The 15,000-nt window shown below is 41.6% G+C and carries 10 protein-coding genes and 2 pseudogenes (1 of these 12 only partly in view); 10 read left to right on the plus strand and 2 right to left on the minus strand.

Translation table 11 applies throughout. The features are described from left to right. Positions 1–198: 198 nt before the first annotated feature. From LEP1GSC062_RS13315 to LEP1GSC062_RS13335, 5 genes and pseudogenes are all read left to right on the plus strand, one after another. Positions 199–720: a DUF1564 domain-containing protein gene (locus LEP1GSC062_RS13315; protein ID WP_020984554.1), complete on the plus strand. Its 522-nt coding sequence runs from the start codon at positions 199–201 to the stop codon at positions 718–720. Positions 721–1,592: 872 nt separating this feature from the next. Then, positions 1,593–3,137: a flagellar hook-length control protein FliK gene (locus LEP1GSC062_RS13320; RefSeq protein WP_020984556.1), complete on the plus strand. Its 1,545-nt coding sequence runs from the start codon at positions 1,593–1,595 to the stop codon at positions 3,135–3,137. Positions 3,138–3,152: 15 nt separating this feature from the next. Continuing rightward, positions 3,153–3,949 (plus strand): annotated as a pseudogene (locus LEP1GSC062_RS13325) (flagellar hook capping FlgD N-terminal domain-containing protein). A gap of 35 nt (positions 3,950–3,984) precedes the next feature. Next, entirely contained in the window at positions 3,985–5,379 is a 1,395-nt protein-coding gene (gene flgE / locus LEP1GSC062_RS13330) for a flagellar hook protein FlgE (protein WP_010576795.1), read from the plus strand. Between the two features lie 163 nt (positions 5,380–5,542). Beyond that, entirely contained in the window at positions 5,543–7,525 is a 1,983-nt protein-coding gene (locus LEP1GSC062_RS13335) for a GAF and HD-GYP domain-containing protein (RefSeq protein WP_039942101.1), read from the plus strand. A gap of 602 nt (positions 7,526–8,127) precedes the next feature. Here the strand turns inward: LEP1GSC062_RS13335 and murD are convergent. Further along, positions 8,128–9,515, minus strand: a pseudogene (murD, locus tag LEP1GSC062_RS13340) (UDP-N-acetylmuramoyl-L-alanine--D-glutamate ligase). A 78-nt stretch (positions 9,516–9,593) separates the two neighbouring features. On the opposite strand from murD, the gene LEP1GSC062_RS13345 reads away from it, so the two are divergent. Together LEP1GSC062_RS13345 and LEP1GSC062_RS13350 are read left to right on the plus strand one after the other, a co-directional pair. Further along, positions 9,594–9,926: an STAS domain-containing protein gene (locus tag LEP1GSC062_RS13345; protein ID WP_002556323.1), complete on the plus strand. Its 333-nt coding sequence runs from the start codon at positions 9,594–9,596 to the stop codon at positions 9,924–9,926. A gap of 7 nt (positions 9,927–9,933) precedes the next feature. Beyond that, positions 9,934–10,692, plus strand: a complete 759-nt coding sequence (locus tag LEP1GSC062_RS13350; RefSeq protein ID WP_010576796.1) for an indole-3-glycerol-phosphate synthase — start codon at positions 9,934–9,936, stop codon at positions 10,690–10,692. A 379-nt stretch (positions 10,693–11,071) separates the two neighbouring features. On the opposite strand, the gene LEP1GSC062_RS13355 is transcribed toward LEP1GSC062_RS13350, so the two are convergent. Next, positions 11,072–11,758 (minus strand): hypothetical protein, encoded by a 687-nt coding sequence (locus LEP1GSC062_RS13355; RefSeq protein WP_020984536.1) that lies wholly within the window; start codon positions 11,756–11,758, stop codon positions 11,072–11,074. 166 nt (positions 11,759–11,924) lie between these two features. Here LEP1GSC062_RS13355 and rlmN point away from each other — a divergent pair, with 166 nt between their 5' ends. The 3 genes in view from rlmN to LEP1GSC062_RS13370 are tightly spaced (at most 30 nt apart) and all read left to right on the plus strand, a layout consistent with a single transcriptional unit that may run on beyond the window. Continuing rightward, positions 11,925–12,986 carry a dual-specificity RNA methyltransferase RlmN gene (rlmN, locus tag LEP1GSC062_RS13360; RefSeq protein ID WP_010576798.1) on the plus strand — a complete coding sequence of 354 codons (1,062 nt, stop codon included), beginning with the start codon at positions 11,925–11,927 and terminating at the stop codon, positions 12,984–12,986. A gap of 30 nt (positions 12,987–13,016) precedes the next feature. Then, a complete protein-coding gene (locus LEP1GSC062_RS13365) occupies positions 13,017–13,301 on the plus strand; it encodes a Cys-rich protein (protein WP_010576799.1) in 285 nt (94 codons plus the stop codon). A gap of 13 nt (positions 13,302–13,314) precedes the next feature. Further along, positions 13,315–15,000 carry the 5' portion of an ArnT family glycosyltransferase gene (locus LEP1GSC062_RS13370; protein WP_020984561.1) on the plus strand. It continues 51 nt past the right edge of the window, so only the first 1,686 of its 1,737 coding nucleotides appear in the window; the start codon lies at positions 13,315–13,317; its stop codon lies off the right edge, out of view.

Consider the following 15,000-nt stretch of genomic DNA (forward strand, 5'->3'; position numbering starts at 1 on the left):
AACTACTGCAAATTTAGATTTCACTGTAAAACTTTGAAAATGTAGGATCGTTAGGTGGTGTAATTTGTGGGAACTCACACGTTTCGTTAAGTGTGGATTTGGAATTTAAAACATGTTTCGAAATTAAAACCTACGTTTGATTCAAAAAAATTCTCTAAAATCACTCCACACAGTAAGTTCTAAGAACCGTTTTTTAATATGGATATTCTTTTATTGGATGACGATCAAAAAATTGAATCCGCTTTGATTGAGGGTCCGTTGGGTTTGGATTCTCTTTTGGTTCCGTTTACTTATTGGGATCGTTTGAGTCGGGAAGAGAAAAAAATTCTTCCGAGACGACTTCCGTTTCTATTACGAAGATACGGGAAATACATTGCGGCGTTGAAACGTCTCCATTGTAAGGCGGGTAAAATCAAATACAACCGGGGAGTCGGGAAAATGAAAAAATTCAGTATTCGTGTGAATACTGGGACTTGGGCGATTTTGGGTGCACTTGCGGCGGCGCACGGTGTATCGAGGTGTTATCTTTTTAATTACATGCTTTGGTTGGAAGACGTCGGAGTCGGGGATTCTATCGTGGAAACTTTAAATAGAGGAGTTCCTAGTTTTCATGAGACTTACAGAATGATCTGGACGCTCGATTTGCGACAAAATCTAATATCCAGAGAATTGGAATTCAAACCGAACCCAATGACCGAACGTTATCTCCGAGGTTCCTGACTTTCACCAAAATCTTATTAGGCGATGATTCAAATGGATTTCAAAAAGCATCCTTGGACGAAACGATCGTAAGTTAACGTGAGCAGGGTCGTAAGAAAATGAGAACGAATTTTCTAAAAGTAGGAGTTCCTAGTTTTAGAATTTATTCGTAAAATCGCGATTTGTTGTAGTTCCAACGTGTGCCATGCAAACTGAGATAGATGAGCCCCCTCGGAGTCGGTTTACAGAAGCAGACTACAAACCACCAAACGGCATTGATAAAGAGTCAGTGTCGTGAGCGTTGAAGGAAAAGGCGTAATGAAAACGTAAGGTGAGAATAGAAGAGACGAATGCAAGTGAACCGCTCACGACGTGTCGAAATACAACTAAAGGTGTCATCAAAAATGGGACATAGCCCATGAGAAGTGCGGAAGAAATCTGTTTACTAACCGGCATATAGGCGGCGTGAATTCAATTTAGGTTCAACTGTCGTATCGATGCTAAAGGAGAAATTCAAGTGAGAAGGACTCATAAGAATGAGAGTACGGATGCGATGCACAGGGACTCGTAGTAGTGAAGAAGTTTCTGTAATGGAAATGGAGAAGCGAAGATGTCATGTCAAATCGATCTGTGAACGGAATCAACCGTGTTCAAACTCAGAAAAATGAATCACGCCGAAATTACGTTGTTTTAAAGCGATTAAAGAGACATAGTACAGTTGAGAAAATGTTCCGACAAAATGATTCAATAAAGAGTTGTTTCCGTTTTCTAATCGTGAGTCTTGCGGCGGTATTTTTGCATACGAGAGAAAATTAGAATATAAAAGCCGCCGTAATTTAAAAAATCTTCAAGTAATTCTGCGAAAGATCGATTTTAATACTGCGGAGTGTAGTATGAATATTTCTGGTGATTTAACCATTTCAGAATTCAAAACAGAACGGTATGCCGAAGCCGTTCCCACAAAAAATTTTGGGGGAGGACTTGTCAGAAAGAATTCCTTTCTTGATTTAATGAAAACCTTACAAGGCTCTGTGCAGAAGGAATTGGATGAAACTCTGACTGAAATTCAAAATACGTTTTCAAAAACGGAAGATTCCGCAGTTCAAGAAGAAAATGTGGAAAGTTTAAACGAAAAAAAGACCGAGTCTATATATTCTAAGGAAGAAGTCGAATCGGAGATCGGGAAAATCTCAAAAGAAGGGGAAAAAGAACCCCAGGCAATTAAAGAAGCGGTTAACGTAGCTGCATTACCTTGGTTTCTCGTTGCGGAAGCGAAACCGAACGAAATTATAGATCCCGAAATCGAGATCCCTGACGAACTTCAAGCGGAAATTATGAAAGAAGTTTCCGTTGAAACCACGGAATCCAAACAACCAACTCCCACGAGCAAACTAATCGAAGATCTTTTTTCAAAAGAGGAAAGTTCGTTCGATGTAAAGGGGGAAACTTTAGTTTCTCTTGAAGACCAGAAGGAAATCCAAAGCCTAACTTCGAAAAAAGAAAGTTTGGTCCGCGAAGTGGAATCGAAATTATCCGAATCTAAAGTCGTATCCGAAATATCTAAGTTTAACGAAACCAACATAAAAGAATTTCAAGAGAATGGTAAGGGATTTTCCAACAAAGAAATCTCTTTCAAAGGTGTGGACGAAACCAAGACGGAAGTTTCTAAAGAGCTGATTCTCGATTCAGAAAAGTGGAAGATCGATAAGGATAAAAAAACGGATTCTTATGCGAATTTGAAATCTTCTGGAAGGGAGGAGATTAAAACCGCAATATTGAGTCAATTCTCCGAAAATTCTTCCGGAAAGTCGGGACAGGAACAACCCTTCCGCTCCGGGGGAGGGGATTCTTATTCTTCTCTTGTAAAAGGACTTGGAACTCCGACTGTTTCCGGAAGAGAAACGAACATACTCGGAAAAGATTTTTCCATATCAAAAGAAACTAACGTTCTTTCTAAAAGAGACATCCAGCAAAATTTTCAAAGTCTGATTCGCTCCGCCCGAGTGCAGATTCTTGAAAACGGAAGAACGGAAGCGAGTATCCGAATGAATCCGAAAGACTTAGGACAGATGTCCCTTTCCATTTCCACGGACAAGGACGTCGTGCGGGGAAAACTTCTCGTGGAGTCCGATACCGTTAAACAGCAGTTAGTTGCCGAGCTTGCAAGTCTAAAGCAAGATCTTAAAGCGAACGGTCTTGAACTCGAGTCTCTTGTGATTGAAGTCAAGGAAAGAGAGGAAGCCTTTGCATTCAACGAAGGATCCGATAAGAACGGAAAAGATCCGCATTCTTTCCAAGCCGCTTTCGGAGAGGACGACTTTAAAAATTCTTTTTACGAAGAAGACGAACTTTCTTTCGAAGAAATTTCTTCCGAGTCTCATGGTTTTTCGGAAAAAACCGAAGGGAAAACACAGAAACTGCTCGATCTGAAAGTATAGGACTCGGAGGAAATCATGTCGGAAACAACGGGCATCAGCCAGCAAGTAACCAGAGATCATTATCTCGAAGGAGACAGAAGTTTCAATATCCGGAACCACATGGAAAATTTGGAACGGGAAGAAAAGAACGGTCTCAAAGGAATCGAAATCCGTTCCACTGTAAAATCTCTCGGTAAGGATGATTTTCTTAAACTGCTCATAACGCAACTTTCTTCCCAAGATCCGACAAACCCAGTCAAAGACCAAGACTTTATCGCACAGATGGCTCAGTTCTCTTCTCTGGAACAAATGAATAATATTTCCACCGGGATTCAAAAGATGGGAAACCGTCAGAGTTTTTCTCTAGTCGGAAAACTTGTTTCCGGTCCCGATTTTGTAACCGGTGAAAGCGTTTCGGGAATTGCAGGCGCTCTTTTTTTCGATGGGGAAGGCAAGACTTTCGTTCGTGTGAACGGAAGATCCATAGATGTCGAACAAATTTCCTTAATCAGCGATCCAGTCGTTTTAAAAGAACAGGAAGCCGCTTACAATCATCAGAGTCAATCGCAACAGCCCGCTCCAGTTCAAACATCAACTCACGCTCCGGAGATTGGGACTAGTGTTCCTTCTCAAGAATCTCCTGTCTCTACTGTGTCGCCTAACGCTTCGCAAACGGAGATTGAAAAAAAGAAACGGTGTCAGCAATCGAGAAACAAGGGGAAGTCGACACTTCGACCGTGGAACAACAAACATCACAAAAGAAAGTCGTCGTCGAAAAAAAGACTTCCGACTGGAAGTTTCCGGGAAAAGACAAAAGCAATTCATACGAATAAAGAAATAAACAAAGGATAATCGAGGTAACAGCTTTATGATGAGGTCACTCTATTCCGGTGTATCCGGACTTAAGAACCACCAGGTCCGAATGGATGTCATCGGTAACAACATCTCCAACGTGAACACGCACGGTTTTAAAACCGAACGCGTTACGTTTCAGGATATGATTTCTCAGGAACTCAGAGGAGCTTCCGAGCCTAAGGAGAATATAGGAGGCGTGAATCCTCAACAAGTAGGTTTGGGTTCTTTGATCGCAGCGATCGATAAGATCATGACCCAAGGTTCCCTCCAAACCACGGGTAAGAATACGGACGTAGCCATGTCCGGTGAAGGATTTTTTATCGTTAAGGACGGGGATAAACAATTCTATACGAGAGCCGGAGCTTTTAACCTCGATAAGAACGGCTACTATGTAAACCCGGCGAACGGACTTAAGGTTCAGGGTTGGAACGCTAGACTGGACGACAAGGGAAATAAGTTCATCAACTCCTCGGCTTCGATCGAAGATATTATCATTCCCGTATATTCTAAAGAACCCGCGAAGGCGACTTCTCAGATCGATTTCAAATCGAACCTGAATTCTTCCGCGCCCGCGGTTCCTCCGGACGCGACTCAGGAAGAGATCACCGCGATGATCAACGATCCCGATCCTAAGATGAGAAGAGGCCACGTAACCACGATTAATACCTTCGACGATCAGGGAATTCAGAGAGAATTCAAAATGGAATTTTATAAGGTCCGCGATAACACTTGGAAGGCGCGTCTGAGTATGACCGATGCGACTCAACTTTCGGCGGACGTTTCCGGAACGGGAGGACAAAACACTCAACTTCCGGGAAACACCGAACTTGAGTTCGGGTTTACTCCCGACGGAAAACTTGTCTATGTTTCCGACGGAGTCGACTCGATGAACAGCGGTAAACTGAACGCGAAGGTTTCGTTTAGAATTGCGGGCAATCCTGCGGTGCAGAGTTTCGATCTGAATCTCGGGGAAGCGGGAATGGTGGACGGAATCACTCAATTCTCCTCCGACTTTACTACTAAGGCTGTAAAACAAGACGGTTATACGATGGGTTATCTCGAATCCTTTTCCATCGATAATTCCGGAACGATCACCGGAGTTTTTTCGAACGGAGTTCGTCAGCCTCTGGCAAGGATCGCAACCGCGGTTTTTAATAACCCCGCAGGTTTGGACAAGGCCGGAGACACGATGTTCGCGTATTCCATGAACTCAGGAGAACCTAACATCGGTGAGGCGGGAGTTCAAGGAAGAGGTAAGATTAATGCGGGAATTTTAGAGATGTCTAATGTGGATCTTTCCGATCAGTTTACGGATATGATCGTTACACAACGAGGTTTTCAGGCGAACTCAAGAACGATCACAACTTCTGATCAGATGATTCAGGAAGTTTTAGGGCTTAAACGTTAACTTTTTTAGATGATTTCCTCTTCGATGATCGATTGAAATGAGTCGGAGAGGAAGTTCAATCTCATACATCTCAAGTTATAGATTTGTTATCTTTTTTTGCGAAATTCGGGGAAAAATTCTCTTTCCTATAATTTCCGGTACTGTTTGATTGATTCCTGGTAAGATGAGTCAGGAATTTCCTAAATATATAGTTACGGACTTTCGTTCTGTCGTTAAAAGGTTGGAACCGATCGTTCTCCGTTTAGGAATACAATTTTTAAATCTTAAAGAATTCATTCAGTCCGAACATATTCTCAATTCCATCGGATTCTTAAACGTCGTCTTCTATTTGTCGGCTTCTCGTCTCAAAGAAACTCAAAGAGAAGTTCACGAACGGTTTCAGAAAAATCCGTTGATCTTAAGCCGTTTCATTTTAAACGAAAACTTGGATTATGTTCACCCAAAAGACTTAAAAATTGAAGAAGACCTGATCTTTTCGGTCCTGCCGGAATCGTCTTCGGATATGATCTTAAACAAAACCTTTCTCAACGCGTTTACTCAACTTCAGATGATCACGGATCAGTTCGATCTTCAACACAAAGTAAACACTACGAAGTACGAAATCTCGAAGTTGACTCAGATTGGAATCAATCTCGCGGATGAAAAGGACATCAATAAACTTCTCCGGGAAATTATTTTTAGCGCGAGAGAAATAGCGATCGCCGATTCAGGATCTTTATACCTCGTGGAAAAGGACGAACAGGGGGTTGTGCATAACCTTAGGTTTAAAATTTCGTCTATGGATATCAATACGGAGGAATTTTTACTTCCGATTAATAAATCCAGTGTTGCCGGTTACGTTGCCGCCACGGGAAAAATTCTGAACATCCCGAACGTTTATGATCTGCCGAAAGACGCGGAATATACGTTCAACAGCAACTTCGACGTTCTTTCCAATTATCACACGAAATCCATGCTCGTAGTTCCTATGAAAAATCATAGAGACGAAGTTGTGGGAGTCATTCAACTCATTAATAAGAAAAGGAACTTCAATCAAAAGCTGACCATTGAACAGATGAAAGGAGAGGATGTTTTTCCTTTCGACGATTATTCCGCTCAGCTTGTGATGAGCGTCGCAGGACAGGCTGCGGTCGCGATTCAGAACAATCATCTTTTAAAGGAGATTGAAACTCTTTTTGAAGGTTTCGTAACGGCGTCCGTAAACGCGATCGAAGCCAGAGATCCTACGACGAGCGGTCACTCGTTTCGAGTTGCCATTCTGACGGTCGGTTTGGCGGAAATGGTGGATTCTATCCGAGAAGGTAAATACAAACACACTAAATTTTCGAAAGAACAAATCAAAGAAATACGTTATGCGTCATTGCTTCACGATTTCGGAAAAGTGGGAGTTCGGGAAAAAGTTTTGGTCAAATCCAAAAAACTGGAAGACTACGAACTTGAGTTGATTCGGTGGAGATTCGAATACATCAAAAAAGACATCGAATCCAAAATACTTCAAAAAAAGATAGATTACTTAAAAAAAAACGGGAGCGCCGGATTCTCCGATTACGAAATCTCTCTCGAATTCGAGCTTCAGGTGGAATACCAAAAGCTCGATCGGATGTTTCAGGTCGTTGTCGATTCCAACGAACCATCCATATTAGAAGAATCTAATTTTCAAATGTTGGAAGAAATAGCTCAGGTGAATTATTTCACCACGGGAGGGGACAAGCTGAATTTGATCTCTCCGTATGAATTCGGTTTTTTGACGATCAAAAAAGGATCTTTGGATTTGGCGGAAAGAAAGGAAATTGAATCTCATGTGGAACATACGTTTCAGTTTTTAAGTATGATTCCTTGGACTGGAGACTTGAAAATGGTCCCTTCCATCGCGCATGCGCATCACGAAAAATTGGACGGCACCGGTTATCCGAGAGGACTTACCGCCGATTCGATTCCGGTTCAATCGAAAATTATGGCGATCTCTGATATTTTCGACGCGCTTACCGATAAGGATCGACCTTATAAAAGGGCGGTTCCTGTGGAAAGAGCGTTGGATATTCTGCAAATGGAAGCAAGGGAGAATCATGTCGATGCGGATCTTCTCAAGATTTTTATCGATGGAAAAATTTACGAAAGTTTATTCGGTTCGGGTTATATCCGTTAATATGCGAGAGGAATCCCGCTTTTTTTCGATCGAGATGATTTTCGATTTTGACTGATGTTTTCCTTTTGTGAATCGAAGTATCTTTGAAACAATCGTTTCAAAAATTCATCATTTGATTTAAAACGTCGTTTCGAAACTACCCGAGATGAGATTGCAGAAACCCGATAGCATTCAGAGAAAGTTGGAGTTCTTTTTTCAAAAAGAATTTTCGACGAATCTTTTGTCGGAACAGATAAAAATCCGCCCGATTTTGAACGATTACCGAATTGATTCGATCTTGGATTATTTTCTTATTTGATTTTATTGAATAACGTGAATTCGGCGTAAGAAAATCAAAGTCTGTCTCAAATGCGGAAGTTCTCACAAAATCAGAGCCACTATCACTAACTTGGCTATCACCAGTTGATGTGGGAACTCACACAGAGTTTCGTATTGCAAAAAGTCGTTTAAAACCGCAAAAAGAACGTAAAGAGACGTAATCTGTGGGACTCCTGCGCTTCGAGCAGTAAAGGTTAGAGTGAATATGCAACTGTAACGTTGTCTTGACTTTTTCCAGCATGGGAGTTCCCGCATTTTATTTGCGGAAAAATTAGGACGGTTATCTACGTAGAACTCGCGTTATTTAAGAAATCTTCCACCAAAGAAAGGAAATGGTTTCCTCTTTCTTCGAAGTTTTTGTATTGATCGAAACTGGCGCAGGCCGGAGAAAAAACGAAGTAGGAAATTGCGGTCTCGCTTGAAGGACGAATTTTATGACTCTCGGGCGATTCGGAAATAATATTCCATTTTCTGAATATTTTAAATGCCTCATTTAAGTTTTCGACGGAGAATAGTTTTTCTCCGATCACGTTTCGAATTCCTTTTTCCCAAACGGATCTCGCTTCTCCGATTAAAACTACACAACCTATTCCCCGCGTTAGAAAATTATAAAGCGGTTTCGGGTCTTCCTGTTTCGGTCTACCTCCTAAGATTAGACAGGTTTGATCCAGGTTCTTCCAAGTAGACATCCCCGCGAGCATGCTGTGTAGGTTTGTGGATTTGGAATCGTTGATAAACGAAATGCCTTGTTTTTCTCCTGCGATTTGAAAACGATGGGGAAGTCCTTTGAATAAGGGTATCTGCGATTGGATCGATTCCGATTTTCCACCGATTGCTTCCGATGCAAGAATCGCCGCTGCTAGATTTTCACGGTTGTGAGTTCCCGGAAGATGAAACTGAGAGATGTCATAAACGAAGTTTGAAGTTTTGATTGTCAGAGAATTCTCATCCAAGAACGCGTTTGTCGATGGAGCTCTTCCAAAGCTCAATAACTTACATCGAACGGAAGTGAAATTTAGAATTTTCTCCCTGATCTTTTCGGAGACGATCAAAGAATGATCACGATTGGAGAGATCCGCAATTTTGAGTTTTGCACGAAAGTAATTTTCCATCGTTTTGTGTCTCTCTAAATGGTCGGGAGCGAGATTTAAGAACACGGACACATTCAAATGAAGCGGAGACGAATCGTCGAGTTGATAACTGGAGAGTTCTAAAACTGCTAAGGAAATCGATTCTTTGCAGAAGGAAGTGAATGGGGTTCCCAGGTTTCCGCCTTCTTTGAGATCGGAAAAATCTTTTTTCAGAAGATGAGCAATCAGAGAAGTTGTCGTCGACTTTCCATCCGTTCCTGTAATACCGATGATTTTCCCTTTAAAAAAAATCTGCCGAAATCGATTTCGGAAAACACCGGAATTTTTTTTTCGACTGCATAAGAAAGAATCGGGTGTGTTGGTAAAATTCCGGGAGATTTGATGATCAATGAAATTTCGGAAAAAGACCGCGGGTCGGTGTTGTCGTGAAAGAAAGGGACGGAGATTGTTTCGGGTCGATTTCGATCGCAGAGAATCGGTTGCGCTTCTTCGGAGATTAAAAAATCAAGTGCGGAGTTTCCGGAGATACCTCCTCCCAACACAAGAGTCTTTAGGCCTTTCAAGGACTCGGGAAATTTCATTTTTAAACCGTTGAACAGTGATTGACAGGGTATTTTCGTCCCCGATAGTTGTCAGTAGCAAAAACTAAGGATGTTCCCTTGCTTGAGCATAAAGTACAAGACGACGTTTTGATTGTATATCTCAAAGGACGTTTGGATGTTTCCATCGCCAATGAGGTTGAGGAAAATCTAAATGATCTGATTGACAATCAAGGTCATAAAAAAGTAATTCTGAATATGCAGGAAGTGGATTATATGTCTTCGTCCGGTTTCAGAGCTTGTATTTCCACTCTTAGAAAATTAAACTCGAAAGAAGGTGTATTAAAAATTAGTAATATCAAGCCGGCAGTAAAACGGATCTTTGACGTAATCGAACTCACCTCTCTTTTTGACATTCGTGAAACCGAAGATGAGGCTTTGAAATCCTTCTAAACCTCCGATGTCCTCATCTCAACTTCACCGGGTTCTCCGGGAAATTATAGCAACTAAACAAAACGAAATCGAAAAAATTCGGAATTGGGACCCGGCTCCCTATCAAGGACTTGGGCTTAGAGAGTCTCTGAAAAGCAGAAACTTTTCCATCATCGCCGAATGTAAGCACAAGAGTCCTTCCGCCGGAGAGATTCGCTCCGATTATGATCCTGTTCAAATCGCTAAAACATACGAGGGTTTAGGAGCTTCCGCGGTTTCCGTACTTACCGATTGGGATTATTTTGGAGGTTCTTTGGAAGATCTGAAAAATGTTTCTTCCGAGTTGAAGATTCCGATTTTAAGAAAGGACTTTATCCTGGATGAGATTCAGATTCGGGAAGCGAGAGCGTTCGGCGCCTCTGCGATTCTTTTGATTGTGAGAATCCTAACTCCCGAACAGATCAAAACGTTTTTAAAGTCCGCTTCTTCTTTCGGTATGGATAGTCTGGTTGAAGTTCACACACCGGACGAGGCGAAACTTGCTTTAGATTGTGGGGCTGAAATTATCGGAATCAACACGAGGGATTTGGATACGTTTCAGATTCATCAAAATCTTGTCGAAGAAGTAACCGCTTTTTTACCGCGTAACATAGTAAAAGTGGGAGAATCCGGAGTGCGGAATCGTTCCGATCTGGACCGCTTTCTAAAACTGGTTAACGCGGCTCTGATCGGAACTTATTTTATGGAGAAGCCGGATATCCGCAAAGCTTGGCTGGAATTATTTTAAATTTTTATTGTTTTTTATAAATGTAATATCAGTTGCGGGTTTGCTTGTGATTTTCATTTACGCGTGTCGCCCTCAACGTAGATCAAATTCTTTCATTGCGGTAGGAATTTATGAATTTTTCAACAATTCTATTCTTTATCCCTCTCGTTTTCTTAAGTCGCCTTTTTTGATTCACAAATCCTCCCGATTGTAAGTTCTTCTTTTATGATTTGTTTCGTAAGAAAAAAGTAGGATGAAATTTTAGAATCACGCTTTCAAAAATTTGCAAGTTCTTTTGTCCTCCTGATCCAATTGTTACGACAAACTATCTCGGTGAAATCTTGGTTGTTCTAAACTCCGTTGAACTCAAAGCGGGTCTGTTCAAAAAAACGCGCAAGAATCACTTTTCTTTCGTAATCACGATTCTCCCCTTATTTTCAGGACCTGTGGATGTGGTGGGGCAAGCAACTCCTTTACAGGTGATCTTATATCTTCCCGAAGAAGTATTGAACGAAGTAAGGAATAAGGATCGTCTGAGACTTCCGGTCGTTGCCGTGTCTGTGCAGGTGATTTCGCCGACTCCGCGCGTGGCGACACAGACGGGAGGATTCGTATCAAAAGGTGCTCTGTAATCGTACGGAATCAGTGCGAGATTGTCTTGATAATCGAAAAATTGAATGGACGTTAACGTTTCTATATCTTGTTTAAAAACGCCTCCGATTGTACGGAGAGTAACGCCTTGCTTTTCATTCAAAATTTGGATCTTATAATTTCCGGGTTCCGGGTAGTCAAACGTCGCATAAACTCCCGATTGATCGTTCTGTGAATAACCGTAACAAAAATTCGTTCCATCGACCAGTTTACCGATATGCGGGCTTGTATAAAAATTCACGTGGCCGGAGTCCAACCATACGGAACTCTCGGTAACGAGACCCGATTTGCAAGGTGGAGTGAGCGCTAACTGTACAAGGGTCATTACTTTTAGATCATCGGTCGGATTTTTTTCCTTTTTTCCGATTAGGTTCTCTATAACGGAACAAGATAGGGATGAAATGAATAGGAAAGCAACCAGAGTTATTTGATTCATAATTTTCACTTTTTACGGAATAAGATCAAGATTTTAAGCCCTTGAATTTTGACAATGAGTTCGGCGAATACAAAGATGGAGAAGCTGAATTGGAACATAAAAATCAGTAAAATGAGACTGTCCTCTACGGGGGGCTCGAAAAAAATCGACAATAAGGATCATTCCCATGACGCAAGAGACTCTCGGAGAAGTGCAAACCGGAAAAATTCCGTTAAAAGGAAGAACCTTAAAGGAACTTTCCGAGATCATGATCTCTCTCGGAGAAAAATCTTTTCGCGCAAAACAGATCTATCACGGATTATACGTAAACCGTTACGAGTCTTGGGAACAATTTACCACATTCTCCAAAGCGTTGAAGGAAAAGTTAGAAGATCTTTGTTCTTTGACTCGTCTTCACGTTGCAAAACATCTCAAGTCCGTGGACGGAACTCAAAAGTTCACGTTTACTTCCGAACTTGGAAGCGGAAAAGAATTCGAAGCGGTTTGGATTCCATCCGGAGACGGAGGAAGAAAGACGATTTGTATATCTTCCCAAGTCGGTTGTACCCTCAATTGTAAATTCTGTGCGACCGCAAAATTGGAATTTCAAGGAAACCTAAAGGCTCATGAGATCGTGGACCAGGTTCTCCAGGTGGAAAAAATCGTCAACGACAAGGCGACTAACGTTGTTTTTATGGGAATGGGAGAGCCGTTCCACAATTACTTCAACGTGATACGCGCGGCTTCTATTCTTCACGATCCCGAAGCGCTGAACCTGGGAGCCAAAAAAATTACCATTTCCACTTCCGGAGTAGTCAACGGAATCCGTCGTTTTATTGAAAATAAGGAGCCGTATAATTTTGCGATTTCTCTCAATCATCCGGATTCGAACGGAAGATTACAAATCATGGACATCGAAGAAAAGTTTGCTCTTTCCGAACTTTTACAATCCGCGAAAGATTTTACGAGAGAGTTAAAAAGAAGAATCACTTTCGAATACGTTATGATTCCCGGAGTCAACATGGGACCGGAGAATGCGAGCAAGCTTGTAAAAATCGCAAGGTCTCTTGATTGTAAGATTAATGTGATTCCGCTCAACACTGAATTTTTCGGATGGAGAAGACCCACAAGGGAAGAGGTCGCGGAATTCATAACTCTTTTGGAACCGGCCGGAGTTCCGGTTCTCAACAGAAGATCACCCGGAAAAGATATCTTCGGCGCTTGTGGAATGCTCGCTTCAAAAAGTTGACCTCGGTTTTCGTTTCTGAAAAATGGGGCAATGAATCCGAAAAGAACTCTTATTCTTTTTTTATGTCTTTCTTCTTTCGTTTCCTGTCAGGAATATGTTCAGCAAAAATGTAGTTCCGCTTGTAAGTTCTTTGTACAATGTGCGGCAACAGAATTCAAAGACTCGAAAATTACGGAAGTTGAAAAGAATCAGGCGATGATTGATTGTGAGAGTGGTTGTATCCGCGAACAAAGTTTCGTTCTTCCCTGTTTTGAATCCGAAACCACATGCAAAGGTTTTAATACTTGCGTGATGGAATCCGGATTTATGGATTAAAGAAGGAGTTCTTATGAATCAGATTTTCGTAGATGATAAACGACCGATTTCCGTACGAGTTCTTTTCGTTCTTCTAATCGTTTCCGTTTTTCCTTTGATCCTAACTCTTCCTTTGGACGTGATCGATATCGATTCTTCCCAATACGCGGAAATTTCAAGAGAGATGGTGGAAGGAGGAAACCCTTTTTTTATCCGAGATAACGGAAGAAGATATTTGGATAAGCCGATTCTTACTTTTTGGAAAATTTCCCTTTCTTTTTTCGTGTTCGGTTATCAAAATTTTGCGTTTCGTCTTCCGGCTCTTTTGTTCACTTTTCTTTCTTTTTGGGGAATGTTCAAGCTCACCGAACTTTATTCGGGAAGTCGATTGAGGGCTTGGATCGCGGTGTTTTTATACGCCCTTTCTCCGGGACTTTATTCGATGGTAGTCGATCCTAAGATCGACGTTTATCTGACTCCCTATCTGATATTGGTTCACGCCTTTTATTATTTGGGTTTTAAAAAGAATAAGAATTACTATTATGGAATGTATTTCGCGATGGGTCTCGGTTTTATTACGAAGGGACCGATTGCGGTGGTGATTCCTGGGATTTCGATCGGAGGTGATATATTATTCCGAAGAGATTGGAAACGGCTTTCGGAAATGAAACTCTTTCCGGGAGCGCTTCTTGCGATTCTTCCTCCGCTTTTGTGGTCGATTCCCTTGTATCTTGAATTTCAAACTTACGGTCCTTACTTCTTTTGGTGGATTCAATCCTTTGGTCGCTTTTACGTGAAGATGTATAATCAGAAATTCAATCCTTTGTTCTTTTACTCCAATTTTTCCTGGGCGTTTGGCGCTTTTATTCTGCCGTTTGCCGGATTCGTTTTCGAGCGGGTTCGATTTTTTCTTAAGGAAGCGCAAGTAAAAGGTATATTTAAGAATATCTTGAAAAACGAATATAGAGATCGGGATTTTGTTCCCGGTTTTTGGTTGTTCTTATTCCTATTTTTGATCAGCTTTTCCAGATATCAGCTTCCTCAGTATATCTATTGGTGCCTTCCCGCCGCCGCGGTAATCGGTGCGGGCGTTTTGGAATCGATACTTTTATCTGCCAAAGATTCTAAAAAAGGTAGTTCTATTGATAAAGTCCGTCTAAGCCTTCTCCTGTTTACCGCAGGAGCTTTTTTAGTTACCATTTTTATTCTGCCTTCTACCAGCATTCAAGTGGGTTGGAGTTATCTGATTCTTCCGTTGGTCTATCTTGGAATTTTTCTTTGGGTATTTTTTCGGTCCGAAAAAGAAGGAAGACTGCTCGCGTACTGGATTTTTCCGGTTTCTCTCTTTTTCTCGATTGTGAGTTTGTATCTCTATCCGATGTTGACCTCGTATCAACCCTCTAAGGAGATCGGAACTTTCATCCGTGAGAACGAGCCGGGTAAGGAAAAGTTATTTCTTTTCGGAGTTCCCGCTTCTAAAAGGTCCTATGCTTATTATTCCGGGAGAATTTCGAGGGCACTTTTTGATCCCACGATTTTAGTCGAGGCGATTCAAAAAGAAGGACAACGTTATCTGATCGTTCAAGACAAATGGCTTCCGAAGATGGACGAGTTCTTCGGCAACGATATCCAATTTGAAACCGTCAAAGAATTCCCTTCCTACAAGGTCGCGACTCCGGAAGGAAAATTTTTCTTAAAAACGCAGAGAGATCGGATCGTG

Source organism: Leptospira alexanderi serovar Manhao 3 str. L 60 (genome assembly GCF_000243815.2).
Taxonomy (GTDB): domain Bacteria; phylum Spirochaetota; class Leptospiria; order Leptospirales; family Leptospiraceae; genus Leptospira; species Leptospira alexanderi.

What these genes read in the sequence shown, in the direction of transcription:
- LEP1GSC062_RS13315 (WP_020984554.1), top strand. Translation starts at nt 199, where the DNA reads ATGGATATTCTTTTATTGGATGACGATCAAAAAATTGAATCCGCTTTG.
- LEP1GSC062_RS13320 (WP_020984556.1), top strand. Translation starts at nt 1,593, where the DNA reads ATGAATATTTCTGGTGATTTAACCATTTCAGAATTCAAAACAGAACGG.
- flgE (WP_010576795.1), top strand. Translation starts at nt 3,985, where the DNA reads ATGATGAGGTCACTCTATTCCGGTGTATCCGGACTTAAGAACCACCAG.
- LEP1GSC062_RS13335 (WP_039942101.1), top strand. Translation starts at nt 5,543, where the DNA reads ATGAGTCAGGAATTTCCTAAATATATAGTTACGGACTTTCGTTCTGTC.
- LEP1GSC062_RS13350 (WP_010576796.1), top strand. Translation starts at nt 9,934, where the DNA reads ATGTCCTCATCTCAACTTCACCGGGTTCTCCGGGAAATTATAGCAACT.
- LEP1GSC062_RS13355 (WP_020984536.1), bottom strand. Translation starts at nt 11,758, where the DNA reads ATGAATCAAATAACTCTGGTTGCTTTCCTATTCATTTCATCCCTATCT.
- rlmN (WP_010576798.1), top strand. Translation starts at nt 11,925, where the DNA reads ATGACGCAAGAGACTCTCGGAGAAGTGCAAACCGGAAAAATTCCGTTA.
- LEP1GSC062_RS13365 (WP_010576799.1), top strand. Translation starts at nt 13,017, where the DNA reads ATGAATCCGAAAAGAACTCTTATTCTTTTTTTATGTCTTTCTTCTTTC.